This window comes from Mesorhizobium sp. GW821-FHT04C10 (assembly GCF_059420305.1).
Window position 1 is genome coordinate 3,378,345 of record NZ_JBWKTL010000001.1, and the last position, 23,431, is coordinate 3,401,775.

The 23,431-nt window shown below is 64.7% G+C and carries 19 protein-coding genes and 2 pseudogenes; 5 read left to right on the forward strand and 16 right to left on the reverse strand.

Annotated elements, in window-relative coordinates:
- Positions 1–1,503 (forward strand): helicase HerA domain-containing protein, encoded by a 1,503-nt coding sequence (locus AC07UC_RS16340; protein ID WP_202326766.1) that lies wholly within the window; start codon positions 1–3, stop codon positions 1,501–1,503.
- A gap of 7 nt (positions 1,504–1,510) precedes the next feature.
- Positions 1,511–2,329: a hypothetical protein gene (locus AC07UC_RS16345; protein ID WP_494906735.1), complete on the forward strand. Its 819-nt coding sequence runs from the start codon at positions 1,511–1,513 to the stop codon at positions 2,327–2,329.
- Between the two features lie 39 nt (positions 2,330–2,368).
- Here the strand turns inward: AC07UC_RS16345 and AC07UC_RS16350 are convergent, their stop codons facing one another.
- A complete protein-coding gene (locus AC07UC_RS16350) occupies positions 2,369–3,010 on the reverse strand; it encodes a class I SAM-dependent methyltransferase (protein ID WP_494906736.1) in 642 nt (213 codons plus the stop codon).
- 218 nt (positions 3,011–3,228) lie between these two features.
- Between AC07UC_RS16350 and AC07UC_RS16355 the strand changes: the two genes are divergently transcribed.
- Positions 3,229–4,773: a bifunctional AfsR/SARP family transcriptional regulator/alpha/beta hydrolase gene (locus AC07UC_RS16355; protein WP_494906737.1), complete on the forward strand. Its 1,545-nt coding sequence runs from the start codon at positions 3,229–3,231 to the stop codon at positions 4,771–4,773.
- 78 nt (positions 4,774–4,851) lie between these two features.
- Here AC07UC_RS16355 and AC07UC_RS16360 read toward each other — a convergent pair whose 3' ends face one another.
- Positions 4,852–5,874: an aminopeptidase gene (locus tag AC07UC_RS16360; protein WP_494908945.1), complete on the reverse strand. Its 1,023-nt coding sequence runs from the start codon at positions 5,872–5,874 to the stop codon at positions 4,852–4,854.
- Between the two features lie 277 nt (positions 5,875–6,151).
- On the opposite strand from AC07UC_RS16360, the gene AC07UC_RS16365 reads away from it, so the two are divergent.
- On the forward strand, positions 6,152–7,039 hold the full coding sequence (locus AC07UC_RS16365) for a transglutaminase family protein (RefSeq protein WP_494906738.1): 888 nt from the start codon (positions 6,152–6,154) through the stop codon (positions 7,037–7,039).
- A gap of 194 nt (positions 7,040–7,233) precedes the next feature.
- A complete protein-coding gene (locus AC07UC_RS16370) occupies positions 7,234–9,057 on the forward strand; it encodes an SLC13 family permease (RefSeq protein ID WP_494906739.1) in 1,824 nt (607 codons plus the stop codon).
- A 71-nt stretch (positions 9,058–9,128) separates the two neighbouring features.
- Here AC07UC_RS16370 and AC07UC_RS16375 read toward each other — a convergent pair.
- The 14 genes and pseudogenes from AC07UC_RS16375 to AC07UC_RS16440 form a co-directional block, all read right to left on the reverse strand.
- Positions 9,129–9,363: pseudogene (locus AC07UC_RS16375) on the reverse strand (ABC transporter permease); the annotation flags it as partial.
- A 5-nt stretch (positions 9,364–9,368) separates the two neighbouring features.
- A complete protein-coding gene (locus AC07UC_RS16380; protein WP_494906740.1) occupies positions 9,369–10,208 on the reverse strand; it encodes a COG3904 family protein in 840 nt (279 codons plus the stop codon).
- A gap of 9 nt (positions 10,209–10,217) precedes the next feature.
- Complete coding sequence (locus tag AC07UC_RS16385) at positions 10,218–10,583, reverse strand: Ig-like domain-containing protein (RefSeq protein WP_202326773.1); 366 nt, start codon at positions 10,581–10,583, stop codon at positions 10,218–10,220.
- 321 nt (positions 10,584–10,904) lie between these two features.
- A pseudogene (locus AC07UC_RS16390) lies at positions 10,905–11,112 on the reverse strand (ABC transporter permease); the annotation flags it as partial.
- A gap of 147 nt (positions 11,113–11,259) precedes the next feature.
- Positions 11,260–12,816 (reverse strand): permease, encoded by a 1,557-nt coding sequence (locus tag AC07UC_RS16395; protein WP_494906741.1) that lies wholly within the window; start codon positions 12,814–12,816, stop codon positions 11,260–11,262.
- Positions 12,813–13,565 (reverse strand): ABC transporter ATP-binding protein, encoded by a 753-nt coding sequence (locus AC07UC_RS16400; protein WP_172349563.1) that lies wholly within the window; start codon positions 13,563–13,565, stop codon positions 12,813–12,815. Before AC07UC_RS16400 ends, AC07UC_RS16395 begins: the two co-directional genes overlap by 4 nt.
- A gap of 130 nt (positions 13,566–13,695) precedes the next feature.
- Entirely contained in the window at positions 13,696–14,757 is a 1,062-nt protein-coding gene (locus AC07UC_RS16405) for an aromatic ring-hydroxylating oxygenase subunit alpha (RefSeq protein ID WP_202326776.1), read from the reverse strand.
- 376 nt (positions 14,758–15,133) lie between these two features.
- Complete coding sequence (locus AC07UC_RS16410) at positions 15,134–16,180, reverse strand: ABC transporter permease (RefSeq protein ID WP_202326777.1); 1,047 nt, start codon at positions 16,178–16,180, stop codon at positions 15,134–15,136.
- A 58-nt stretch (positions 16,181–16,238) separates the two neighbouring features.
- Positions 16,239–17,210, reverse strand: coding sequence for an ABC transporter permease (locus tag AC07UC_RS16415; RefSeq protein ID WP_202326778.1), 972 nt, complete (start codon positions 17,208–17,210; stop codon positions 16,239–16,241).
- The gene (locus tag AC07UC_RS16420) at positions 17,207–18,748 is read right to left on the reverse strand and encodes a sugar ABC transporter ATP-binding protein (protein WP_494906742.1); all 1,542 of its coding nucleotides are present in this window, start codon (positions 18,746–18,748) and stop codon (positions 17,207–17,209) included. Before AC07UC_RS16420 ends, AC07UC_RS16415 begins: the two co-directional genes overlap by 4 nt.
- 241 nt (positions 18,749–18,989) lie before the next feature.
- Positions 18,990–20,024, reverse strand: a complete 1,035-nt coding sequence (locus tag AC07UC_RS16425) for an ABC transporter substrate-binding protein (RefSeq protein WP_140771181.1) — start codon at positions 20,022–20,024, stop codon at positions 18,990–18,992.
- A gap of 88 nt (positions 20,025–20,112) precedes the next feature.
- Positions 20,113–21,027, reverse strand: coding sequence for a sugar phosphate isomerase/epimerase family protein (locus tag AC07UC_RS16430; RefSeq protein ID WP_202326780.1), 915 nt, complete (start codon positions 21,025–21,027; stop codon positions 20,113–20,115).
- 22 nt (positions 21,028–21,049) lie between these two features.
- Positions 21,050–22,594 carry a mannitol dehydrogenase family protein gene (locus AC07UC_RS16435; protein WP_494906743.1) on the reverse strand — a complete coding sequence of 515 codons (1,545 nt, stop codon included), beginning with the start codon at positions 22,592–22,594 and terminating at the stop codon, positions 21,050–21,052.
- Positions 22,591–23,373: an SDR family oxidoreductase gene (locus AC07UC_RS16440; RefSeq protein ID WP_494906744.1), complete on the reverse strand. Its 783-nt coding sequence runs from the start codon at positions 23,371–23,373 to the stop codon at positions 22,591–22,593. The genes AC07UC_RS16435 and AC07UC_RS16440 overlap by 4 nt, the downstream gene beginning before the upstream one ends.
- Positions 23,374–23,431 lie beyond the last annotated feature (58 nt).

Genomic DNA, 23,431 nt, shown 5'->3' on the forward strand with positions numbered 1-23,431 from the left:
ATGACCGTTGCGATCGAGATGGGACACACCACGGCGGGCGCCCCAGCTAACCTCGATCTCGAGGAACTGCTGGCGACCCGCCTTCTGGTGCAGGGCAATTCCGGCTCCGGCAAGTCGCATCTCTTGCGCCGCCTCCTGGAACAGAGCGCGCCCTGGGTGCAGCAGACCATCATCGATCCCGAAGGCGACTTCGTCTCGCTCGGCGAGCGCTATGGCCATCTGGTGATCGATGCCGAGGAGCATACCGAGCGCGGCCTGCAGGCGGCCGGCGAGCGGGCGCGCATCCACCGCGTCTCCACCGTGCTGAACCTCGAAGGGCTCGACGCGGAAAACCAGATGCGGCGCGCCGCCGCCTTCCTCGGCGGCTTGTTCGAGGTCGCCCGCGACCACTGGTATCCGATGCTGGTGGTGGTCGACGAGGCACAGCTGTTCGCGCCGGCGGTGGCCGGCGAGGTTTCCGACGAGGCGCGCAAGCTTTCGCTTGGCGCCATGACCAATCTGATGTGCCGCGGCCGCAAACGCGGGCTGGCCGGCATCATCGCCACGCAGCGTCTGGCCAAGCTCGCCAAGAACGTCGCGGCGGAAGCATCTAACTTCCTCATGGGCCGCACCTTCCTCGACATCGACATGGCGCGCGCCGCCGATCTGCTCGGCATGGAGCGGCGCCAGGCGGAAGCCTTTCGCGATCTGGAGCGCGGGCAGTTCATGGCGCTGGGGCCCGCGCTGTCGCGCCGGCCGCTCGGCCTGCGTATCGGGCCGACCGATACCAGCCCGCGCAACGGCACGCCGCGGCTGATGGCGATGCCGGAGGCGACCCTGGAGGATGCCCGCGCGATCATCCTGGCGGCACCGCCGCCCGAGGCGGTACGCGCCCCGCGCCGGGTGGCGTCGCCGGACCTGCTCGACCAACTTATGGCGGCGAAGTCGGCGGCGTTGGAAATCCGCCCCGAACCGGCCGAGCCGCAAATCAGCGCCGAGGACCTGGCCGATCGGCGCGAACGGGTCGACCGCGTGCTGAGCGCCATTCTTGCGCAACCCGACGCGGGTTTCCGCGTCATTGGCGTGCTCTACCAGGAATTCGTGGTGCGCTGCCGCATCGAGGGCCTCGCCTCGGTGGTGCCGGATCTGCCGGAGTTCCGCCGCATGCTGACGCGCGCGCGCGCCGGCCTCGGCTCCGAGACGACGCAGGATGACGCGTGGCGGGACGTTTCCGTCCGCGCCTCGCTGCTGCCCGACGACATGCAGGGCGTGTTCATGATGATCGCGCGTGCGGCGAAGGAGGGCTGGCCGTGCCCGAGCGATGCCGCGATCGCGCGCGCCTATGGTTCGCACTCGCTGCGCCGCGCCCGGCGCCTCCTGACCTATATCGAGGAGCAAGGCCTCATCGTCTGCCAGCTCGACGGCACGGGAAAGCGCACCGTGACGCTGGTCGAACTCGCCTGGGCCACGGCGCCCGGCGATCCCAATGCCGAGGAGGCGGAGCAGGGGAGCCTGGCACTGTGAGACGGCCATGACGCGTTCAGCCCACGATGGATCCCAGACGCAGCATGACGGCAATGCCGCCCGGGTGCGCATCATGGGGACGCCGAGATCCGGCACGAATCTCGCCAAGCACCTTGTCGAAACCCATCTTGGCGTGCCCGTCGTCTTCGACCAGGGCTTTTGGAAGCATGGGATCTTTCCGGCGCTGATGAGCGGGCGCGACCTCGGATATGGCGGCTTGCCCATCATCGTGATGAGCAAGGACCCCATTACCCAGCTTCTGTCATGGTTCCGTTTCACCAGGAACCGCAGCATTTTCAGGCCGGCCAGACATCTCGGTCCGTTCCTGAACGGGCCTTTGGAAATCAGGCAGGATTTTACGCAACCGAAGCAGATGGAGTACAGGTTCCGCACGCCTGCCGACTACTGGAACCAGTTCTATTTCGCCATGGAAGCCCTGCGCCGCACCGGCGCGCCGGTGCATTTCACATGTTATGAGCAGCTCGTTTCCACGCCGGCCCTCTGCCTGAGTTCGATGTCCCGTTTTCTCGATCTGGCCTCGCCTTTCGACGCCGGCGCCTCTGTGACGGTCCCCCGCTACGCGATGGGGGCAAGCAACGACATCGACCGGCCCGCCGATCCGGCCGCCAATCAGGGGCCGTTCGATCCCGCGCGCGCGGATCTGGCATCGGCGCTTGCCAGGATCGGATGGCGCAATGCGCGCCGCATCCTGCGCGACATCGACGATGATGTGCTCGATGCGACGGGCCGGGCCGGATTTCGCAAAACCTGCCGGAAAGCGATTGGTCCCGCGGCGATACTGAGGTCGCTGGTGGGTTTCTGGTGAGAGGTGGCGGACGCCGGCAAGCTTGACGTCACCGGCCCGTCAACCCGCGGAGAGCGCCGCAATGCCGGCGTGATGGCTGCCCAATTGCCAGAAGGGCAGGGGGAAACGCCCGTGCTGCTGCTCGGTGAGGCTGAAGCCGGCGGCGCGGATCAGGCCGAGCGGATCGCGGTTGAGATGGCAGCCGCCGGCGAGGCGGCCCCATAGCCCGTTGAGGCGCTGTTGCCAGCGGCGGCACCACTTTCCCTCGGCCTGGCCGTGCTCGATGAAGATCAGCTGGCCCGTGGGCTTCAGGATGCGCCGGATTTCGCCGAGCGCCGCCTCCGGGTCGGGAATGGTGCAGAAGGCATAGGTGACGACGACCGTGTCGGCGAGGCCATCGGCCAATGGCAGGCTTTCGCCGCTCGCCCGCAGGCACTCGACACGGAATGGCAAGGCACGGCTCCTGGGTCCGGCGAGGCCGAGCATCGTGCCGTCGGGATCGACGCCGATCAGCCACTCCACCTTGGCGGGGTCGTAATAGGGAAGGTTGAGGCCGGACCCGAAGCCGACTTCGACGACAATCCCCTTTGCGCGCGGGATCACACGCCCGCGCATCCGCGCGAAGGCGCCGGCCGAACAGCCGGCGTGGACGAGGTAGGGGGCAACGCAGCGCGCGTACCAGGAGAGGCAGGTCTGGCACATGGCTCAGCCTCCGTGCCCGGTGTTGGCAGGGGCGGCAGGGGCGGCACCGCCGGCAAGCGGTTCCGACATGCGATGGCTTGATGTATTGACCGGTGACATTTCTCGCTCCAAGGGAGTCTCCTGATCGGGCCCCATTGGCCCGACGTCGCGGGGATGGATAGATGGCCGGCGTCCCCTCAACGTCCTCTCTGCATCCTTGCGCGGCCGCGTGCGGATCGATGGAGCTGATACAACTCAGACTGCTGGGGTTTCCGGAGTTCCGGCTCGACGGCCGGCGGGTGGAACTCGCCTTGCGCAAGGCGGCCGCGCTCGTCATCTACCTCGCCGAGACCGGTGGGCCGGTGGCGCGCGACGTCGCCGCCACGCTGCTTTGGCCCGAGGCCGACGCGGAAGCCGCCCGCGCCCGCCTGCGGCGCACGCTCTACAAGATCCGCGTCGCCTTCGGCGAGGAGGTCATCGTCGCCAACGCGGCATCGCTGAGCCTGCGCCCGGCGCTGTCGGTCGAGGCCGATTCCCGGGCCTTCGACCGTGCCTGCGATGCCGGACTGCTCGACGCGGCCGCCGGTCTCTACACCAGCGACTACCTCGCCGGCTTCTCGCTGCCGGATTGCCCCGAATTCGAGGAATGGGTGTTCTTCAGGCGCGAGGCCTTGCGCAGCCGGCTGGTGCAGGCGCTGGAGCGGCTGGTGGAAGCCAAGATCGCCGGCGGCGATGCGCGCGGCGCTGTGCTGCACGCCACGCGGCTTGCCGCGCTCGACCCGCTGAGCGAAAGCGCGCACCGACACCTGATCCGCGCCCATCTGGCGGCCGGCGACAGGGCGGCGGCCGAGCGCCAGGGCGAGACATGCACGCGGCTGCTGCGCGACGAACTCGGTGTGGCGCCGGACCCCGCCACGCTCGCCCTGCTGCGCGCGCCGACGCCCGACCCCGAACTGGAGATGCCCAGGACCCGCTATGTCGAGGTGGACGGCATCCATATCGCCTACCAGACCATCGGCAACGGCCCGGCCGACATCGTGCTGGTGCCGGGCTTCATCTCGCATGTCGAGCGGATCTGGGAAGACAGGAGCTGCCGCGCCTGGCTCGGCGCGGTGTCGCGCCTCGGCCGCCTGATCCTGTTCGACCGGCGCGGCATGGGCCTGTCCGACCGCGTCGGCGCCCGCCCGACCGTCGAGGCGACCGCGCGCGACATTCTGGCGGTGATGAACGCGGCCGGCAGCCGCAAGGCCTTGCTGGTCGGCGCCTCGGAGGGCGGGCCGGGCTGCATCCGCTTTGCCGTCGACCATCCCGACCGGCTGACCGGCCTGGTACTGTGGGGCTCGCTCGCCAAGGGCAGCCACGCGCCCGACTATCCCTTCGCGCTGACATCGGCGCAATACGATCTCTGGCAGCGGCGCCTGCTCGCCGGCTGGGGCGGCCCGGCGGAAATCGAGACCTTCGCGCCGAGTGTCGCCCAGGACCGTCAGGCGCGCGCCTGGTGGGCCGGGCTGCTCAGGGCGGCCTCCAGCCCCGGCGCGGTGGCGGGCCTGCTGCAGGCGCTGCGCGATGCCGATGTGCGGCCGCTGCTGCCAAAGGTCTCGGCCAGGACGCTGGTCCTGCACCGCACCGGCGACCACGCCGTGCGCATCGAGGCCGGGCGATACCTGGCGGCGCGGATCGCCGGGGCCCGGTTTGTCGAGGTGGAGGGGGAGGATCACTGGTTCTGGGTGGGGGAGCAGCGGGCGCTGCTGGAGGCGATCGCGGCAATGGCGGGCGGACGGTGAGGGCAGGCACGCTTCCGCGCGTGTCGGCCATATCAGGCATTGGTCAGGGCCGAGCTTGCGAGACAGGCCGCCGCGACGTCAATTACACGTCGTCGCGGTCCTCAGTGCCTCCGCACGGGAAGGCTGGGGCAAGGCCGCGATGCGCCGAACGGACGCATAGAACCTTGGATAATCGCCGGAGCACAAATCATACAGGCGAAGGAACGCCGGGACCTGCTCGCCATAGACGGACGTCGCGGCGAGCTTTGCGTTGTTGATGGGGCTGTTGAACCAGGCATCGTATCCGCTGTATCCGGCCCAGCGCTTGTCGCGCATCTGCCGGTAGCGCACCCGCAGCCTGTCGATCGTGGCTGTCTTGGCGGCAGCCATCTGTTGCGGGGCGCGGGGACTTCCGTAGACCTGCCGCAACTCTTCACGCGTTTGCGCGATCAGTCCGAGAAAATCCGCGCTGCGCTTGCGGCCGGCCTCGTAGCGGCGCAATCCGGCGCGATCGCCGGTGACCCGGAGCCATTTCCTCACGCCGCTGGTTTCGACGGCGACCGCGAACGCCTCGTTGAACGCGGAGTCGTTGTTCACATAGATTTTCTGATGCGCCAGCTCATGGAAGATGAGGCCCGCAATATAGGCGTCGTCCTGACGCAGCATGGTGCTGAGCAGCGGGTCGCTGAACCAGCCCAGCGTGGAATAGGCGGTGACGCCCGAGACGTAAACGTCCAGCCCCTTCCGCTGCAGGTCGCCAGCGCTTTCAGCCGCTGATTTCTGGGAAAAATAACCCCGGTACGGAACGCAGCCGAAGACCGGAAAGCACCATGTTATGGGTGTGAGCGAGAATTGCGGCGCGGCAAAAACGGCAAAGGTCACATTGTCCCGGCCGATGTCGACATAGCTTCGATAGCTGCTGTTGTCGGGGAGCGACAGTTCGTCCGTGGCAAAGCGACGTATGGCGCTCGCCGACGTCAACTTGGCGCGCAATGCCTCCGGCGTCGAGGGATCGTGGATGAGCCTTCCGACATTTTTGCGCGCCGCCATGATCCGCACATGGCCTTCCAGCGACTGCGCGTAGTAGGAAACGCTGGTGCACCCAGCCACGCAGGACGCCATCACCACAGCGGCAAGCAATCGAAAAAAGCGCTTCACAGCTTGCCCTGCTCATCTCCCCATGGAGCGATTGCCCCATTTGCCCTAGTGTCTCAAACAGGCGCATCGATTTTCGTCAAGAGCTGGCTGGGCCGGCGGCCTTGGTTGCGCCAGGGAATGAACCGGATATAGGCGCCACCTATCCCTTGCTTCCGATCGGTCGCCTTGGCCATGCCGTGAAATAGCTGTACGCAGAAATCAGAAACGGAACAGACCATTCGGAAGCCGGGACGGACGCCAAATGGCGCGAATCAAGATTGTCCATACGACCGAGTACACCTACCGCAATCCGGTCGGTCTTCTGCGTCACCGGCTGATGGTGCGGCCCGACGACAGCCACGATTTGAGACTGCATCAAGCCGATCTCAAGATTGAGCCGGAGCCAGCCTCCATCCACTGGAAGCACGACACATTCGACAATTCCATCTGTTTCGTCGAATGGCCCGAAACGCTCAGGACCAAGCGCCTGAGCATCGTCTCGACGCTGGACTTGACGCATCATCCCGAAGGCCCGCCGCTCCCGCAATACAGCCTTGAGCCCGCGGCCGAAAAATTCCCGCTGTCCTACGACCAGAGCGAAACCGCTGATCTGGGGCGTCTGACCGAACTGCAAATGCCGGACACGGACCGCAAGGTCGAGGCCTGGGCGCGACGCGTGGTCGCCGAGGCCGGCAGCACGGACACGTTGAAGGTATTGGAGGCGATGACCCGCGCCATCCAGCAGCAATTCCGCTACGGCGCCCGCCATGAGGAAGGCACGCAGACAGCCGCCCAGACAATCGAGCTCGGCACCGGTACCTGCCGCGACTTCGCTGTCCTGATGATGGAGGCGCTGCGAAGCTTCGGCCTGGCCACCCGCTTCGTCACCGGGTACCTCTACGACGACACCTCCGGCACGACGCGCGGAGGCGGTAGCACGCACGCCTGGTGCGGTGTCTATCTTCCGGGCGCCGGCTGGGTCGAGTACGACCCGACCAACGGGCTGGTCGCGGGCGCCAACCTGATCCGCGTGGGGGTGACCCGCGAAGCCTCGCAGGCCCTTCCAATCTCGGGAGGCTTTGTCGGCAGCGCCGGAGATCCGACCGGCATGCATGTCGACGTATCGGTCTCCGCGGTTCCGATACGCTGAAGCATCTGCCGTCGAAGGCAGTCTTCCCCTGGTGTCGGTGCATAAGCCTTGCTGGCGGGAATCCCGACTCTCGGATAGCCTTCCACTTGAACGAACGCCTTCCATTCCGCCGCCGACCGCCAACGACGAGCCAAGATACCTTCAATCGAGGACATCGCCCGCGCGGGTTGGCTGCCATTGAACAGGGACGCAAGATGAATGCAGAACTCGGGCTTGTCCTTGCCCTGCTGGTCTCCGCGATTGTCATGTTCGCGGTCAACAAGCCAAGGTTGGACGCCGTCGCGCTTATCATGCTGGTGGCGCTGCCTTTTACCGGCGTGCTGTCGATGGGAGAGGCGCTGGCGGGCTTCAGCGATCCGAACATCGTCCTCATCGCGGCTCTTTTTGTCATCGGCGACGGATTGGTGCGCACAGGTGTCGCTCAGCAGCTCGGCGACTGGCTCATTGCAAGAGCGGGATCAAACGAGCTCCGGCTGACCGTGCTCCTCATGCTGGTCGTCTGCTCGCTGGGGGCGACGATGAGTTCGACGGCGGTAACCGCGATTTTCATTCCCGTCGTACTGCGTATTTCGCAAAGCACCGGCATAGGCCCGGGACGGCTGATGATGCCGCTCAGCTTCGCTGCCCTCATCAGCGGCATGATGACCCTGGTGGCCACCGCGCCCAACCTCGTCGTCAACAGCGAGCTCGAGCGGCACGGCGTGCCGGGCTTTGCCTTCTTCAGTTTCACGCCGTTCGGCCTTCCGGTTCTTGGTCTTGCGGTTCTGTACATGATCTTTGCCCGACGCTGGCTGCCTGGTGAAAACGAGCCGAAAGCGTCCCAGCAGGCGACGTTCGGGGCGTGGGTGGAGGAATACAGGCTTGCTCACCGAGAGCGGCGGGTGAAAATTTCCGACCAGTCTCCCCTGGTCGGAAAGAACCTGGAGCAGTTGGACCTGCCAAGCACATCGGGCGCCAACATCCTGGCGATCGAGCGCAGCCACAAATTCCGCAAGGAAATTCTCAGGCCTACCGTCAACACGGAATTGCAGGCCGGCGACATTCTCCTGATCGACCTGACGGCTCCCGGCGGTCAATTCGACGAGCTCCAGGCGCGGATGGCCCTGGAAGACCTGCCATTGAGCGGCGGCTATTTCGCGGATCGATCGCAAGAGATCGGCATGGCGGAGACCATCGTGCCGCCGACGTCGGAACTCATCGGCAAGACGGTGGTGGAGGCCGATCTGCGGACGCGGTTCGGGTTGACCGCCGTCGGCCTGAACCGCGGCGATGGCCCGCATACGGACAATCTCCTGGCCGAGAGACTTCAGACCGGCGATACGTTGCTGGTGATCGGATCCTGGAAGGAAATCGAGCGGTATCGGACCGATACGAAAGATCTTGTCGTCATCAAATTGCCCGTCGAGATCGAGGAACGGCTTCCAGTCCCCGGAAAATCATTGCACGCGGTGATTTGTCTGCTTTTCGTCATCGGCCTGATGGTCAGCGGCATCGTGCCGAATGTGCAGGCGGCACTCATCGGCTGCCTTCTCATGGGCGTGCTCGGCTGCATCGACTTCGCGAGCGCCTATCGATCGATCGACTGGAAAACGATCATCCTGATCGTCGGCATGTTGCCGTTTTCCGTCGCCCTGGAGCGAACGGGTGGCGTCGACCTGGCGGCGGAAGGCCTGAAGACGCTCACCGCCGGGGCCGGAAACAGCATTGTCCTTGCCATGCTGTTCGCCATCACGGCCGCCCTGGGCATGTTCATCTCGAACACGGCAACGGCGGTGCTGATGGCTCCGGTCGCCCTTGCCGTGGCCCACGAACTGGGTGTGTCCCCCTATCCATTCGCCATGACCGTCGCGCTGGCGGCCTCGACAGCCTTCATGACGCCGGTTTCCTCGCCTGTGAACACGCTGGTGGTTGCGCCGGGACGCTACTCCTTCGGGGATTTCGTCCGCATCGGGGTTCCCTTCTCCTTCATCGTCCTGATCGTGAGCGTGATCCTGGTTCCGCTGCTGCTGCCTTTTTGAGGTGGAGCGGGGCAGGATCTGGAAGCGGGTTCGTTCCGCGGGCCATTGCGGCCAGTCAACTCAGTCACGCCCTACCTTTCCTCCACGATCCGCAAATAGGCCGCCGTCACGAACAGCACGATCCGACCGAACAATATCCGCCGTGCCCCTCCGGCATCTGCAAAATCGTCAGCAGCGTCGTCAGCAGGGTCAGGATGAACGCGCCGAGATGGTGCCGGTGTAGCCGCCGCGGCCGCCGAAGATGGAGGTGCCGCCGAAGACGGCGGCGGCGACCGAGGGTAGTACCAGCGGCTCGGAGAGTGAGAGCTTTCTCACTGCACGATATTTTTCGCGGGCGGTTCAGCCACAGGCGGCATGCCAGTTCCAGTGACGATGTAGCCCGGATCATCGGAGTACGAGAAGACTTTTGTAATGACACCTGATTTCAGTGCTTCAGCGCTTTGGACATTGTAGAGGCCGTAAGGGGTGGCCAGCCCCATCATAGCGAACACATCGTGGCTGCTGACGCCCATGTCTTCCAGGTAGGAGGAAAGCACCTGTTTCAACTCAGGATCGGATTGCGTCGAAATGGCATCGAGGTCTCTTCTCCCAGTCTGCTCGGATCCTCTGTAGCCATTGATCGTTATTTGGTGGAGGCCGATGCGGGCGTTGGCAGCTGCGGCGCGGACCTTGCCACCCATGAAGGCTAACGGGCAAGCCGAGAAGCAGTAGGCGCCTCCTGAATGGACTTCGCCTTGCGACCAACCGTTCTCGACGATTTGTTCTGGACAGCGCGGCACAAGCGTCGGGCAGCCGTTCAACTTCGTTCTTCCTACTGCGGTCTCCAGGCCCGCGGTCCGGATCATGCGTCCAACCGCAAGCGCGGCTCTCACATCCCCGCCTGGAGACTGAAACACTACAGGTAGTTTCTTGCCCTTAAGGCGTTTCAGAAACTTCTTGAACCGCCTGTCGGTGTCGCCTGTTATGGCGCCTTCGGCTGATATCCATTGGACGCAGGTTTGGGTGCAGTCGCCGTTGCGAACCAGAGTGAAATTCATCGGCCACTCGTCGGGCGATTGCTGTTTCTCGGCGGCTGACGCCATCGCAACCAAGGATATAAGAGATGCGGCAATGCTTACGCAAAAGGCCGACAGCAAGGCAATGCGAACCATGATGGCGGCTCAGTTGACCTTCATGGTCATGGTGACTGTGGACTGCCCGTGATTGACTTGGCTTTTGCCGTTGGCGACGAAAACAAAGGTGTCGGTGCCCTTGAAGCCGTTTTCTGCCTGATAGGCGATGGTCGAACGGTTGGGGAGGGTGACCACACCATGCTTAGGGCGGGAAACGATTTTAAGACTGAGGGTACCGCTGGCGTGCATCGGAAATACGCATTTTTGCCCGCCGTGGACCATGGCGCTGCCATTGGCGTCCACGCCGAGCCAGAAACGCAATTGCCATGGACATTCGAGCGCATGGGCGGGCGCTGCAAGGCCCAGGGCGAGAAGGCTCGCGAGGGCAAGGGCTGAAAGTCTGGTGGGAACCATGGAATGGCGCTCTCTTGCTAAAGAAGGGCGGATGCAGCAGCTTTTCGAAATCGCCAGTCTAAATATGGTGGCAGCGTCCGACGAAACTCCTCGGGCTGCGGAATTGTCTTGGCCGTCAAAAAATAGCGCCAGCTTTTTCTCGGAGTTTTCGACATACTAATCAGCCCCCGCTTCTAAATGTGGATTTCTGCATATTGGCGCTATGTCGTGCAATAGATTTATTCAGTATTTGAAATTGGGGTCGTGAATTGGATGCGCTTGACGCTATCTTGTGGGCCTTGTTTGTTGTCTCCACACGCCGCCATCTTGACTCTTCTCGTATTACCGCTCCTCCACAATCCGCAAATAAAACCGCCGTCACGAACAGCACGATCAGTCCGAACAAGATCCGCCGTGCCCCCTCCGGCATCTGCAGCGTCGTCAGCACGGTCAGGATCAGGGCGCCGATGAGGGTGCCGGTGTAGCCGCCGCGGGCGCCGAAGATGGAGGTGCCGCCGATGACGGCGGCGGCCACCGAGGGCAGCATCAGGAAGCAAGCCGCAGGGTCGGACCTGAATAAGTGTGTCGTAGGCCGAGGCGTTGCGCCCACGCCATTCAAGGTCCGCTTAGCGCCTCATTTAGATTGCTGGAGTCGGATTTTGGACGAAGATGATTGTCGCAGACAACCCGGATTTACCTATCCCGTCGCTTTTGGCGCGGCAAAATAAGCTACCACCAGCGTCAGTACGGTCAGAATCCCGGCAACGACGCTGGCCGCTGTAATGCCACCAGCGTAGAGGGCGGCTGTGCCTGCCCAACCCACCGACGAAAACCCTTCGGCGAATGTAGCGATCCGCGAGGAGGTCTGGCGACGATGAAACTGGGCACGCCGCGCCTGCGCGCGGAACCAAAGCTGGATCATCGTCGCCGAGATCGCAGCCAGTGCCGAGCCGGCTGCCAGAACCAGCGCGTGTCGCGTCGAAACCATTGCGAAAGCCAGGACGAATGGCGCGATGACGACTATGATTGCGCGCAAAACCGCCTCGACCTTTGCGCGTATGATGCTTGTCGCGGTGACCGGCGCGGTTGCCACCAGATCGGGTGCATCCTCACCGGAAATGGCAAGCCAGGCAAGGCCGCCGGCCAACTGCCCGGATGCCATCACCAGCACGGGGATGATCAGAACCAGAGCGTCCGTGCCGTGGCCATAACTCTTCCACAGCAATATCGCGGGTGGCAGCATGTAAAGCAGCTGCATCAGGCTTTGCGATATGAGCCAAGGATCGCGAAGCAACAATGTCCATTCCTTTGAACGCAAGGCGTGTCCCGGCGACATCAGACGAAACGACGCCGCCTTGCCTTGGCGGATCAAACCGCTCTCGCCAATGTTGGCGGTGAGCGCCGTGTAGCGCACGAAACGCCATGAGAAAACTGCAATGGCGGCGGCGGCCAAAGCCACCGCACAGCCAAGCACCCAGGCCAGCCTCACGCCGTCGCCAAGCGCGGCCCGCGCCGGCCACCACACCAGGCTGTCCTCGGGCGGCGAAAGCGCGATTACCCACTCGTCCCGCAAGACCGCCAGTTGCGAGAGCGTGTCGGTCGTGAAGATAGCGATGACCTGCAGAGATATGACGAACAGCGCGCCGACGATCGCGGCCACAAACTGGGCGGCAAATCGCGTGCGCCGTGGGCCGACGACGTTGAATAAAAACGCCGTTAGCGTGATGGCCAAAGTAGCTGCAACGCACCCCGTCGCGAACACCACGCCATAGGCGGCCAGCCATTGAGCTCCCTGGCGCCAAGCCAAGACGTTGATGAAAGGCGATGCGATCAGCATCGCCATTGTGGCGATCGAAATCGCGATCATCGTCAGGCGCACGACAAAGACCCGCCGCAGCGCCACCGGGGATGAATGCAGCAATTCCAGATCGGCGCGGGCATACAGCACACGGGTCGCCGCCTCCATCGCCTGCGAGGTCATCAGGAAGAAATAGAGCAGAACACCGCTGGTCAGCAGTAGATAGTTGGCGCGCGAAACGGGAAAATCGGCGGCGGTGAAACGTCCAACCACAAACAGCGCAAAGGCATGCGCGAGCAGCACGCCGACTATCAAGAATATACCTAACTTGCGCGAACGCCCCTTCTTGCCCGCAGTGAAGAGATAAAACCAGTCGCGCCACGAGAGCCGCAATTCATGTGCCGCCAGCCAACCGATCGTTGCGGGACGGGCGATCGTTGCGGGATGGGCGCTCATGCCGCTTCGGCCACCAGAGCCAGGAAGGTATCTTCTAGGGTTCCCACCCCATGGCCGGCCTGCCGCCGCAGTTGCTCGAAAGTGCCCTCGGCGATCAGCCTACCCTTGGCAATGACTCCGATGCGCTCGGCCATGCGTTCGGCCACTTCCAGAATGTGCGTCGTCATTATGACCGTTGCGCCGGCATCGACGCGTTCGCGCAACACCCGCTTGACCTGACGCGCCGAGCCGGCATCAAGGCCGGTCAGCGGCTCGTCGAGGATGATGATTTCCGGGTCATGGACCAATGCTCCGGCCAACGCCACCTTCTGTCGCATGCCCTTCGAAAAGCCGCTGCAATGCGTGTGTGCATACGGTGTCAGGTCCAGCAGATCGAACAGCTGCCTTGCCCGTTCCTGTGCCGTGCTTGCCTTGACGCTCCACAGACCGGCGACGAATTCGAGATATTCGAATGGCGTGAGCTTGTCGTAGATCATCGGTTCGTCCGATATCCAGGCAATGATGCGTTTGGCTTCGATGGGGCTTCGGAGCGCGTCGCGACCTGCAATGGTGATCGTTCCCGCATCCGGTTGCAGCAGCCCTGCTACCATGCGCAGCGTCGTTGTCTTTCCGGCGCCATTTGGGCCAAGAAGGCCGTAAAACTCGCCCGCCCTGACGGTCAGGTCGAGGCCAGCCACCGCAGGCTTGTCGAAGCTTTTGTAGAGCCCACGAATTTCGAGCGCGTTCGCAGTCGTCGTCTCAGCGGCCATGGCAATCTCCAATGGATGGAGTTGGTAGCCCGGCAACGGTTTCCCAGGGGTGAAGGCCGCACCTGCGCGTGAGCCACCGTGTCCCATTGGTTAACGAATGGTAATCGGATCCTGTGCACGCCAGGGGCGGTCACAGAGCCAGTGCCGCGGCGACCCGTTCCTGGAAATACTGCACTCCCCGCTCATGCCGCCCCGAAAGCGGGCCGGAGCTATAGGCCCCTGCGGCATAGTTGCGATGCGTATCGGCGCAGATGGTGTAGTCCTCGCGTACCACGGCCAGGGTGCCTTGCACGGATTTCGCCCTGCTCTCGGATGCTTCCGCGGAGGTGTCGGCAAAGAAGAAATGGTAGTGCTGGTCTGTGTGATGCGGTGAGGTCGGGTTGATCCGGCTGACGTTCATGCCGCCGTCGAAAAGCGACAGCGTCCAGTTCGGCCACATCCAAAGCCATTTGCCGCGATAGAACAGACCGTCTTTCGGCGGTGCGGTCATCCGGACATAACCGGGATGGGCGGTGGTCTGGAAAGCTTCGAAGTCGATGGCAGCGTAGAACGAGGGATGCGTGCCAGGGATGTGGTAGCCTTCGACGAAATTGTCGGTGTAGATCTTCCAGTTCGCCGCAAAGCTGACGGTGGCCTGATCGGTGGCGGCATAGGTTTCCAACGGCTCGTCCGCCAGTTCGGCGGGCAGAGAGCCAAGTTGATCCAGAAGACTTTCCTTCGGGTCGAGTGCCGCGAAGAGCAGCCCGCGCCATTCGGACAACTGCACCGTCTCCAGCGGCCAGTCCTCGGCGATGATCGCGGGATCCTTGCCATACCATGGGGCCTGCACCAGCCGTCCGGTGTCGGCAAAGGACCATTTGTGATAGGGACAAACGATCAGCCCACATTTGCCCGCGCCATCGGCCAGAAGTTTCGCCCCCCGGTGGCGGCAGACGTTCTTAAATCCGCGCAAGGTCCCGTCCCGGCCCCGGATGGCGAAGACCGGCGTGCCGGCGATGTCGATCGCAAGGTATTGACCTGATGTCGCGACCGAGGCGACAGGCCCCATGAACTGCCAGGTGCGCGCGAAGATGTCGCGCCGTTCCTGCTGCCAGATATCATCGCGGACATAAAGCGACGGGTCCAGGTTCAGGTATTGCACGGGCGGAGTGTCTGATGGCGTGTGGTCGAGTCGCAAGGTGTCTGGCGTCATAGGCTAACCTCCAGTTGCGGCAATCCTGTCGTAAGCGGGGTGACATCGCAAGGGACCTGGCTCTGCTGCGCACAGCCTGTAAGCCGGCGTGCAATTTTGCTTTGGCGCGGATTTGCTGGAGTTGCGGTTCATTTCCAATTCGCCGACCTGGTTGTCGACCGCGATCATCAGGTCGGATGCCTTAACCGCGGCACAGGTTCCAGGCCGACTTCGAGCCCAGTTCGTTGTCCGCCTGATGAACGGCGGGTATCAGAATGGTGCGGTTCGCTCGCGAACGACAAGGATGGGTCGGTTGCCGGATGGCAGCTATCCGCCGAGCGCGACCGAAACCCGACAGTCAGCAGCCGGCCCAGCTGCGGCCATTAACTCATCCTCCCTACCGCTCCTCCACAATCCGCAGATACGCCGCCGTCACGAACAGCACGATCAGCCCGAACAAGATCCGCCGTGCCCCCTCAGGCATCTGCAAAATCGTGAGCAGCGTCGTCAGCACGGTCAGGATCAGGGCGCCGATGATGGTGCCGGTGTAGCCGCCGCGGCCGCCGAAGATGGAGGTGCCGCCGATGACGGCGGCGGCGACCGAGGGCAGCACCAGGGGTTCGGCGAGCGAGAGCGATGGGGCCTTGATCAGGCCGATATAGAGCAGGCCGGTGATGCCGGCGAGCACGCTGGACGTGATGTAGAGCGCGGTGATGACCTGCCAGTATTGCACGCCCGAGAGACGGGTTGCGCGCTCATTGTCGCCGACGGCGTAGAGCAGGCGGCCGAAACCGGTGCGGGCCAGCGTGAAGACGATCAGCGCTGCCAGCGGCACGTAGAGCAGCAGCGCGTTGGGGAAGCTGAAACCGATGCCTGCGTCGGTCAGCCACTGGCGCGCCGCCTCCGATGGCACCCATGCATCCGGCAGGCGGGTGACGCCGGTGCCGAGCCAGGCCAGGAAGTCGGGGATCTTGGCGCCCGACGCGATCACCGTGCGCTGGTAGACCTGCAGGCAGCCGGTGCCGATCAGGCTGGTGCCCAGCGTCATGATCAGCGGGTGGACGCGGAAGACGCCGACGCCGATGCCGTTGACGAGGCCGATCAGTACCGCTGGCATCATCGCCAGCAGGAAGGCGATGGCCGGATCCTGGTTGACGATCTGCGTCGCCATGATGAAGGCGCTCATCGTCGCCACCGTGCCGACCGACAGGTCGATGCCGCCGGTGAGCATGGTCATGGTCTGGCAGCCGGCCAGGATCGCCAGCGGGATGGCGAACTTGATGGTGTTGGCGATCCAGCGCTCGTTGACGATGCCGGGGCGCAGGATCTGCAGGATCACCACCAGGATGACGAGCAGGATGATCAGCGGCACCAGCGGCCGGTCGGCCATGAAGCGTTTTATCCGGCGGCCGAAGGGGACGGGGGTGATCGCGGTGGTGCTCATGGGATTTGCCCGATGTTCTGGGAGGGTAGCGCTCTACGCTCTATATTTCTCTCTCCCATCACTGCCGCCCCCGCATGGTGATGAACGCGCCGAACATCACGACGGCGACCATGATCAGGCCCTCGATGATGGCGGTGACGTTGGGGTCGATGGCGAGCAGCGTGAGATCGGTGCGCACCAGGCGCAGCACGAAGACGGCGATGATCGGGCCAAGCAGGCCGCCCTTGCCGCCGCCGAGCGCCACGCCTCCCAACACCACCGCCGCGACGCTGGCCAGGAGATAGGGGCCGGGGATGGGCGCGCCGATGCCGGTGCTCATGGTCAGCGCCAGCCCGCCGAAGGCGGCGAACAGGCCCGACAGCGCATAGGCGATGATGCGGGTGCGCTTGACCGGCACGCCTGAGCGGAACGCGGCCAGTTCGCTGGAGCCGATGGCGTAGATGGAGAGGCCGAGGCGCGAGCGCCGCAGCGGTATCCAGATGATGGCGAGGCAGACGACGAGCACCAGCAGCGCCTTGGGCAGCCAGGCGTCGATGGCGTCGGGCAGGCCGGGGATCGGCACGGTGCCGGAGATCAACGCCTTCAGCCATTCGGCCGCGGCACCGCCCGGCGCGTCGAGCACCAGAAGGGCCGCGCCCTGCAGTACGAACAGCATGGCGAGCGTGACGACGATGTCGGGCACGCGGGTGACGACGATCAACAGGCCGTTGAGCGCGCCCAGCACGAAACCCATGGCGAGCACGAAGGGCACGACGAAAAGCGCGTATTCTTCCGACGCGCCCGCCATCATCGAGGCGGCGGTGACGCTGGTCAGCGCCATCATGGCGGCGACCGACAGGTCGATGCCGCCGGCGATGACCACCACCGTCTGCGCGGCGACGGCGAAAGCGTAGGGCAGCACGGCCCGCGCCAGCGAGCCGAAATCGCCGCTGCCATAGCCGGGCTGGATAAGCTTGGTGGCGATGAACAGGACGACGAGGAGAGCGAACAGGCCGATGACCCAGCCCTGGCGGCGCAGGAAATGGTTCATGGCGCCGTCCCCGAAGACGGGGACTGGGGATCCGCCAGGATGCCGACATCGGCTTTGGCGCCGCGCGGCAGGCCGTAGGCGGCCCGCATCAGCGCCGGCTCGTCGGCCTCCTCGACCGGGAAGATGTCGACCAGGCGGCCGCCGAAGATGACAATCACGCGGTCGCAGACGCGCTGCACCTCTTCCAGTTCCGAGGTGTAGAACAGCACTGACTTGCCGTGGCCGGCGAGCTCGCGCAGCAGCTTGTAGATCTCCTGCTTGGTGCCGACATCGATGCCGCGCGTCGGGTCGAAGCACAGGATGGTGCGGGCGTCGGCCGCTATCCAGCGGGCAATGGTCACCTTCTGCTGGTTGCCGCCGGACAGGCGCTGCACCTCGCCTTGCGCGCGGGTGTCGATCTGCAGCCGCTCGATGGCGCTGAGCACCTTGGCGCGCTCGCGGCGCATGGGAATTGGCCCCCAGTTGCGCAGCGCGGCGCTGAAGGGCAGGGCGATGTTCTCACGCACCGAGCGCTGCATGGCGAGCGCCTCGGACCGGTCGCCCGGCACATAGGCGATGCCCGATCGGATGGCGTCGATCGGATGCGAGAATTTCACCTGTTGGCCATCGACCTCGATCGTGCCGCCGGAGGGCCGGATCGAGCCGGCAAGGGCGGAAAACAGTTCGTCCTGGCCCTGGCCTTCCAGCGCCACCACGCCGGCGACCTCGCCATCCCGGAGTTCGAAGGACACGTCGTTGAGCTTGGTGCCGACGCGCAGGTTTTTCACGGCGATGCGCGGCCGGGCAGGGGCGGGCGCGGCCTTCTCGGCGGCACTGCGGGCGGCGACATGGGTCTTGACGATGCGGGTGCCGAGCATCAGCTCGACGATCTTTTCCTCGACGCCGGGCACGATGTCGACGACGCCGACGGTCTCGCCGTCGCGCAGCACCGTGGCGCGGTCGCAGAGCGCCGATATCTCGACGAAGCGGTGCGAGATGAAGATCACGGCGCGGCCGGCGTCGCCCTGGCGGCGCACCACTTCGAGCACCTTTTCGGCGAGGTTGGCCGGGAGTGCGGCCGTCATCTCGTCGAGCAGCAGCACATCGGGCTCGACGGCCAGCGCGCGGGCAAGGTCAAGCACGCGCAGCACGGCCAGCGGAATGTCGCGCGCGGTGTCGCGCAAATCGAGGTCAGCTATGCCGAGCTCGCGCACCCAGGCGCGGAACGGCTCGACCGGCGTGCCGGTGAGCCGCAGATTGGACAGAACGTCGAGATCGGGGATCAGCGACGGCTCCTGGTAGACCGGCAGCAGCCCGGCGCGGCGGGCGGCGGCGGGCGAGCGTATGTCGCGCGCCTCGCCCCGGATCAGGATGCGCCCGGCATTGGCCGAGATCGCCCCGGTCAGGATCTTCACCAGCGTCGACTTGCCGGCGCCATTGGCGCCCATCAGCGCATGCACCTCGCCCGGCAGCACGGAGAGCGACGCGTTGCGCAGTGCCGCGACCGCGCCGTAATTCTTGGCGACGCCTGACGCGTCGAGGAGGGGGCTGGTGGTCAAATGGTTTGGGTCTCGATTTATGTGGTCTGTTCAATGCACCAGTACGCCAGGCTTGTGCGCGGCGTACTGCTGAAAAGCTCCTCCTTCTCCCCTTGTGGGAGAAGGTGTCGCCGAAGGCGACGGATGAGGGGTGTTCCAGCGGAGTGAGGCGTCGGCGTTCCCTGGAACACCCCTCATCCGTCTCGGCGCTAGCGCGCCGATCCACCTTCTCCCACAAGGGGAGAAGGCAGAGGCGCAGCGCTTACTCCCCCGGGCCCTTGCAGGCCACGATCTGGTCCTTCGTATACGTCGTCCAGTCCGGGATCGAGATCGAGACCGGCCATTCGGGGCTGAGCGACGGGTCGGCGGCGGCCTTCAGCTTGGCCTTGCCTTCCTCGGTGGCGTTTTCCCACAGCTGCGGGTCGACCAGCACGGTCTGCTGTGCCGGCTTCTTGCCGTCGAGGATCTGCAGGGCCAGCGTCACGCCCGCGCCGCCGATCGAACCGGGGTTGGTGACGGCCGCGCCGACGAGGCCCTTGACCGAGCTCAACTGGCCGACGAAGCCGGCATTGTCGGCGCCGACCACCGGCACCAAAGGCGCCTGCGATTCAACCAGCGCGTCGACGATGACGTTGTCGATGCCCGACGTCCAGACGCCGTTGAACGGCGTGCCGGTGGCGAGGAACGACAGCATCTGCTGCTTGGCCTGGTCCTGCTGCCAGCCGGTGAAGACTTCCTGCGCGACCTTCACATCGGGGAATTCGGCCAGCGCCTTCTTGAAGCCTTTGTCACGATCGCTGTCGGCGGAAGCGCCGGCGGCGCCGCGCATGTAGAACACCTCGCCCTTGCCGCCCATCTGCTGGAACAGCCACTTGGCGCCGAGATAGGCATACTGCTCCTGGTTGTTGGAGATGATGTAGGCCGACGGTTCGGTGACCGCCTGGTCGACGGCGACGACGACGATGCCGGCCTTGGTGGCTTCTTCCAGGCCTGCCTTGATGCCGGCCGGATCGGCGGGGTTGACGACGATGGCGTCGACCTTGGCGCTGATCAGGTTGCGGATGTCTTCCAACTGGCCGGCGGCATCGGTGTTGCGGTGGGCGATGTTGAGCTTGGTGACTTCGCCCGAAGCCAGCGCCTGAGCCTTCATGGCGCAGACCATCTCCTCGCGCCAGCCATTGCCCTGCACGGTGTTGGAAATGCCGATCGTGTATTTGCCGGCGGCCGACGAGACGCCCACCGAGGCCAGCAAGGCCGCGCCCGCAAGCAGCGGGACCATGGTCAGGATTTTCTTCATTTCAGTACTCCTCCACATTGTTTTTCAGTTTCAGTTCAACCTGTTAAAACGCGCCGCTGACAAAGTGAGTCATGCGGCGCGCGCTCATTCATTTGACGAAGGGACGCAGCACGTCGCGGGCGAGCAGGAAACCGCGCTTCACCTGGTCGTCGCTGCCTTCAAATCGCCTGTCCTCGTGTTCGATGATGACGGATCCATCATAGCCGGCGCGGTAAAGGCCGGAGAAGAAGCCGCTCCAGTCGACATCGCCCAGCCCCGGCATGCGCGGCACCTGCCAGCCTATGCCAGCCGAAAGGATTCCGCGCTCGTACAAACCATCATGATCAATCATCAGGTCCTTGGCGTGGACATGCAGCATGTAGGGACCGAACTCCCTGATGAAGCGGGCTTGGTCGATCATCTGCCAGACGAGGTGCGAGGGATCGAAATTCATGCCGACATCGCCGCCCCAGGTCTCCAGGATGCGGCGCCAGACCTGCGGCGAATAGGCGATGTTGTGCCCGCCCGGCCACTCGTCATGGCTGAAGATCATCGGGCAGTTCTCGAAAGCGAGTTTCACCCCGTGCCCACGCGCATAGGCGACGATCTCGGGCCAGATCTTCAGCGCGTCCTGCCAGTTGACGTCGACGGTCTTGGACGCATCGCCGCCGCAGAAGGTGTTGACGACCGGCACGCCCATATTGGCGGCCAGCACGATCACCTTCTTCAGATGGCCGATGACGGCCTCGCGGTGCGCGGCATCCGGGTGCAGCGGGTTGGGATAGTAGCCGAGGCCTGAGACAGCGAGGTTCTTCTGCGCCAGCGAGGCAACGATTTCCTTGGCCTGCGCGGGGGAGGTGCCATCCGCATCGATATGGCTGGTGCCGGCATAGCGGCGGGTCGCGCCAGATGTTTTCGGCCAGCAGGCGATTTCCAACGCCTCGAAGCCGACGGAACTCGCCCAGCCGGCAACCTCGCCAAGCGGCGTCTGCGCGAACGGTGCCGTAAGCACACCAAGTTTCATCATGCCTCCCTAAAGCCAGTGCCTATAATGCCGATTGTTTGGATCGCTTCAACCTCGCGACCTCATCTTGTTCAAGACTGTGCCTGACAGCCGCCATCGGGTCGTCCGAGAGCAGCTCGCCAAGCGCCGCGGTCACGGCCTCGCGGAACATGGCGTTCGCGGCCAGGCCAGGGTCGAAAATCGTGTCGATCGCGAGAATGGCGGAGGCCAGCGCCGGCGCATCGCGCCCGGTCATGTCCGCGATCTCGGCGACCTTGCCGGCATAGGGGTCCGACACCGGCCAGCGTTTGCCGAAGCGGGCCGAGGCCTGGATGAGGTAAGCCATCCATCCGGCGACCGGCACCGACAGAAGGCCGATGCCCTGGCCCTGCCGCAAGCGGTCGCGGATCGGGTTGAGCAGGCGCTGCACGATCTTCTGCGAGCCGTCGGTGGCGATCTGGTGGTTGCGGTGGCGGATGGCCGTGTTCTTCAGCCGGCCAAGGCTTTGCTCGACGTAAGCCAGCGGCTCCATGCCGGGCACCGGCATCAGCGTCGGCAGCGTTTCCTCGACGAGCATGCGGTGCACGAACACCGACAGCAGCGGGTCGGCGATGGCATCGAATGTGTGTTCAAGTCCGGCCAGCACGCCGAGGGTCGCGAGCGTCGTCTGGGCGCCGTTCAACACCCGCATCTTGAGATGCTCGAACGGCGTCACGTCTTCGACGAAGGTCGCGCCGGCCAGATCCCAGCGCGGCATGCGGCCGGCGAATTTCTTCTCGATCACCCATTGCCGGAACGGTTCGCCGACGGCAACGGCCGCATCGCGGTAGCCGAACCATTGTTCGACGCTGTCGAGATCGTCCTGCGTCACCGCCGGTGCGATGCGGTCGACCATGGCCGAAGGGAAGGCGGCATTGGCCGCGATCCAGTCGGCCAGGCCATCGCCGCGCCGTTCGGCAAACGTCCGCACGACATTTTCGAGGATGATGCCGTTGGTCGGGATGTTGTCGCAGGAGAGCAGCGTCAGCGCCCGGCCATGCGTGGCCCGGCGCAATTCCAGCGCCCGTGTCAACAGGCCGGGCACGCTGCGCGGTGCTTGCGGGTTGGCGAGGTCGTGGACGATGTCAGGATGGCCGAGATCCAGCGCGCCGCTGGACGGGATGTGGCAATAGCCTTTTTCCGTCACCGTCATCGTCACCAGTTCGATGTCGGGCGAGGCGAGCACGCCGAGCGCCGGCGCCGCACTTTCCTGGCTGTCGACCACTTCGACGATGCTGCCGATGACACGTGCCTCGACATGGCTGTTCTCGCGGATCAGCCGCGTATAGAGCCCGCCCTGACGGCCGAGCGTGTCGGCAAGGCGAGGCGGGCGGATGTTGATGCCGACAATGCCCCAGCGGTCGAACTGGAGCGAGAGCAGATCATCCGTGTATTCGGCCTGGTGGCAACGGTGGAAGGCACCGACGCCGAGATGCGCCATGCCGGGGGCCAACGCCGCGCGGTCATAGGACGGTGTCTGGACAGCGGAAGGAAGCCGGTCAAGCAAGGCCGGCCCGAGTGTTTCCGCCGATTTGGGAGCAGCGTTCACCGGTTCGCCCCGATCACCGACTGCTCCTGATCGATGACGGCACCGGTCATCGGCCCGGCCGCGGCGGAAAGCAGGAAGACGGCAAGGCTGGCGATATCGCCTGGCTCGAGCAGCCTGCCGAAAGGCTGTGCGGCGTTGGCTGCGTCGAGCCAGCCGGGGCCATGGCCGAGCGTTTCGGACTGCATGGTGCGTTCGGCCGGTGTGTCGGTCCAGCCGACATTGATGCCGTTGACGCGGATGCGGTCGAAACGATGGGCGTTGGCGGCGTTCTTGGTCAGCGTCGCCAGAGCGCCCTTGGTTGCGGAATAGACGGCAAGCTCTGGCGAGCCGCAATGGGCGTTGATCGACAGGATGTTGACGATGGCGCCGCGCTCGCCGCGCTTCTTCATGTCGGCGATGGCCGCCTGCATCAGGAAGAAGGGCGCGCGCGCGTTGACGGCGAACAGCGAGGCCCAATCGTCGAGGCTGGCATCGAGGAAGGAGGCGCGGTCGGTCAGCCCCGCCGCGTTGACCAGGCCGTCGATGCGGCCGAATCGCTCGATGCAGGCCTGCGCCAAAAGGGCGGGAGTTGCCGGGTCTCCGAGATCGGCTGCGACGAAGATGGTCGGTGTACCGATGGCGGAAAGCTCCGCCGCCACCGCATCGCCACGCGTCTTCTCGCGGCCGGTGACCAGCAGCCCGGCCGCGCCGGAGCGCGCCAGCGTCTCGGCGATGGCACGGCCGATGCCTTGCGTCGACCCGGTGACCAATATCACCTTGCCGTCGAGCCTGATCTCCATTCCTCCTCCCGGAACAAAGTTTCTATTTTTCAAAATATGGAACGATAATTCCCGATAG

What these genes read in the sequence shown, in the direction of transcription:
- AC07UC_RS16440 (WP_494906744.1), bottom strand. Translation starts at nt 23,373, where the DNA reads ATGGAGATCAGGCTCGACGGCAAGGTGATATTGGTCACCGGGTCGACG.
- AC07UC_RS16410 (WP_202326777.1), bottom strand. Translation starts at nt 16,180, where the DNA reads ATGAGCACCACCGCGATCACCCCCGTCCCCTTCGGCCGCCGGATAAAA.
- AC07UC_RS16385 (WP_202326773.1), bottom strand. Translation starts at nt 10,583, where the DNA reads ATGGTTCCCACCAGACTTTCAGCCCTTGCCCTCGCGAGCCTTCTCGCC.
- AC07UC_RS16370 (WP_494906739.1), top strand. Translation starts at nt 7,234, where the DNA reads ATGAATGCAGAACTCGGGCTTGTCCTTGCCCTGCTGGTCTCCGCGATT.
- AC07UC_RS16400 (WP_172349563.1), bottom strand. Translation starts at nt 13,565, where the DNA reads ATGGCCGCTGAGACGACGACTGCGAACGCGCTCGAAATTCGTGGGCTC.
- AC07UC_RS16340 (WP_202326766.1), top strand. Translation starts at nt 1, where the DNA reads ATGACCGTTGCGATCGAGATGGGACACACCACGGCGGGCGCCCCAGCT.
- AC07UC_RS16415 (WP_202326778.1), bottom strand. Translation starts at nt 17,210, where the DNA reads ATGAACCATTTCCTGCGCCGCCAGGGCTGGGTCATCGGCCTGTTCGCT.
- AC07UC_RS16345 (WP_494906735.1), top strand. Translation starts at nt 1,511, where the DNA reads ATGACGCGTTCAGCCCACGATGGATCCCAGACGCAGCATGACGGCAAT.
- AC07UC_RS16355 (WP_494906737.1), top strand. Translation starts at nt 3,229, where the DNA reads ATGGAGCTGATACAACTCAGACTGCTGGGGTTTCCGGAGTTCCGGCTC.
- AC07UC_RS16365 (WP_494906738.1), top strand. Translation starts at nt 6,152, where the DNA reads ATGGCGCGAATCAAGATTGTCCATACGACCGAGTACACCTACCGCAAT.
- AC07UC_RS16430 (WP_202326780.1), bottom strand. Translation starts at nt 21,027, where the DNA reads ATGAAACTTGGTGTGCTTACGGCACCGTTCGCGCAGACGCCGCTTGGC.
- AC07UC_RS16350 (WP_494906736.1), bottom strand. Translation starts at nt 3,010, where the DNA reads ATGTGCCAGACCTGCCTCTCCTGGTACGCGCGCTGCGTTGCCCCCTAC.
- AC07UC_RS16425 (WP_140771181.1), bottom strand. Translation starts at nt 20,024, where the DNA reads ATGAAGAAAATCCTGACCATGGTCCCGCTGCTTGCGGGCGCGGCCTTG.
- AC07UC_RS16380 (WP_494906740.1), bottom strand. Translation starts at nt 10,208, where the DNA reads ATGGTTCGCATTGCCTTGCTGTCGGCCTTTTGCGTAAGCATTGCCGCA.
- AC07UC_RS16405 (WP_202326776.1), bottom strand. Translation starts at nt 14,757, where the DNA reads ATGACGCCAGACACCTTGCGACTCGACCACACGCCATCAGACACTCCG.
- AC07UC_RS16360 (WP_494908945.1), bottom strand. Translation starts at nt 5,874, where the DNA reads ATGGCGTCCTGCGTGGCTGGGTGCACCAGCGTTTCCTACTACGCGCAG.
- AC07UC_RS16395 (WP_494906741.1), bottom strand. Translation starts at nt 12,816, where the DNA reads ATGAGCGCCCATCCCGCAACGATCGCCCGTCCCGCAACGATCGGTTGG.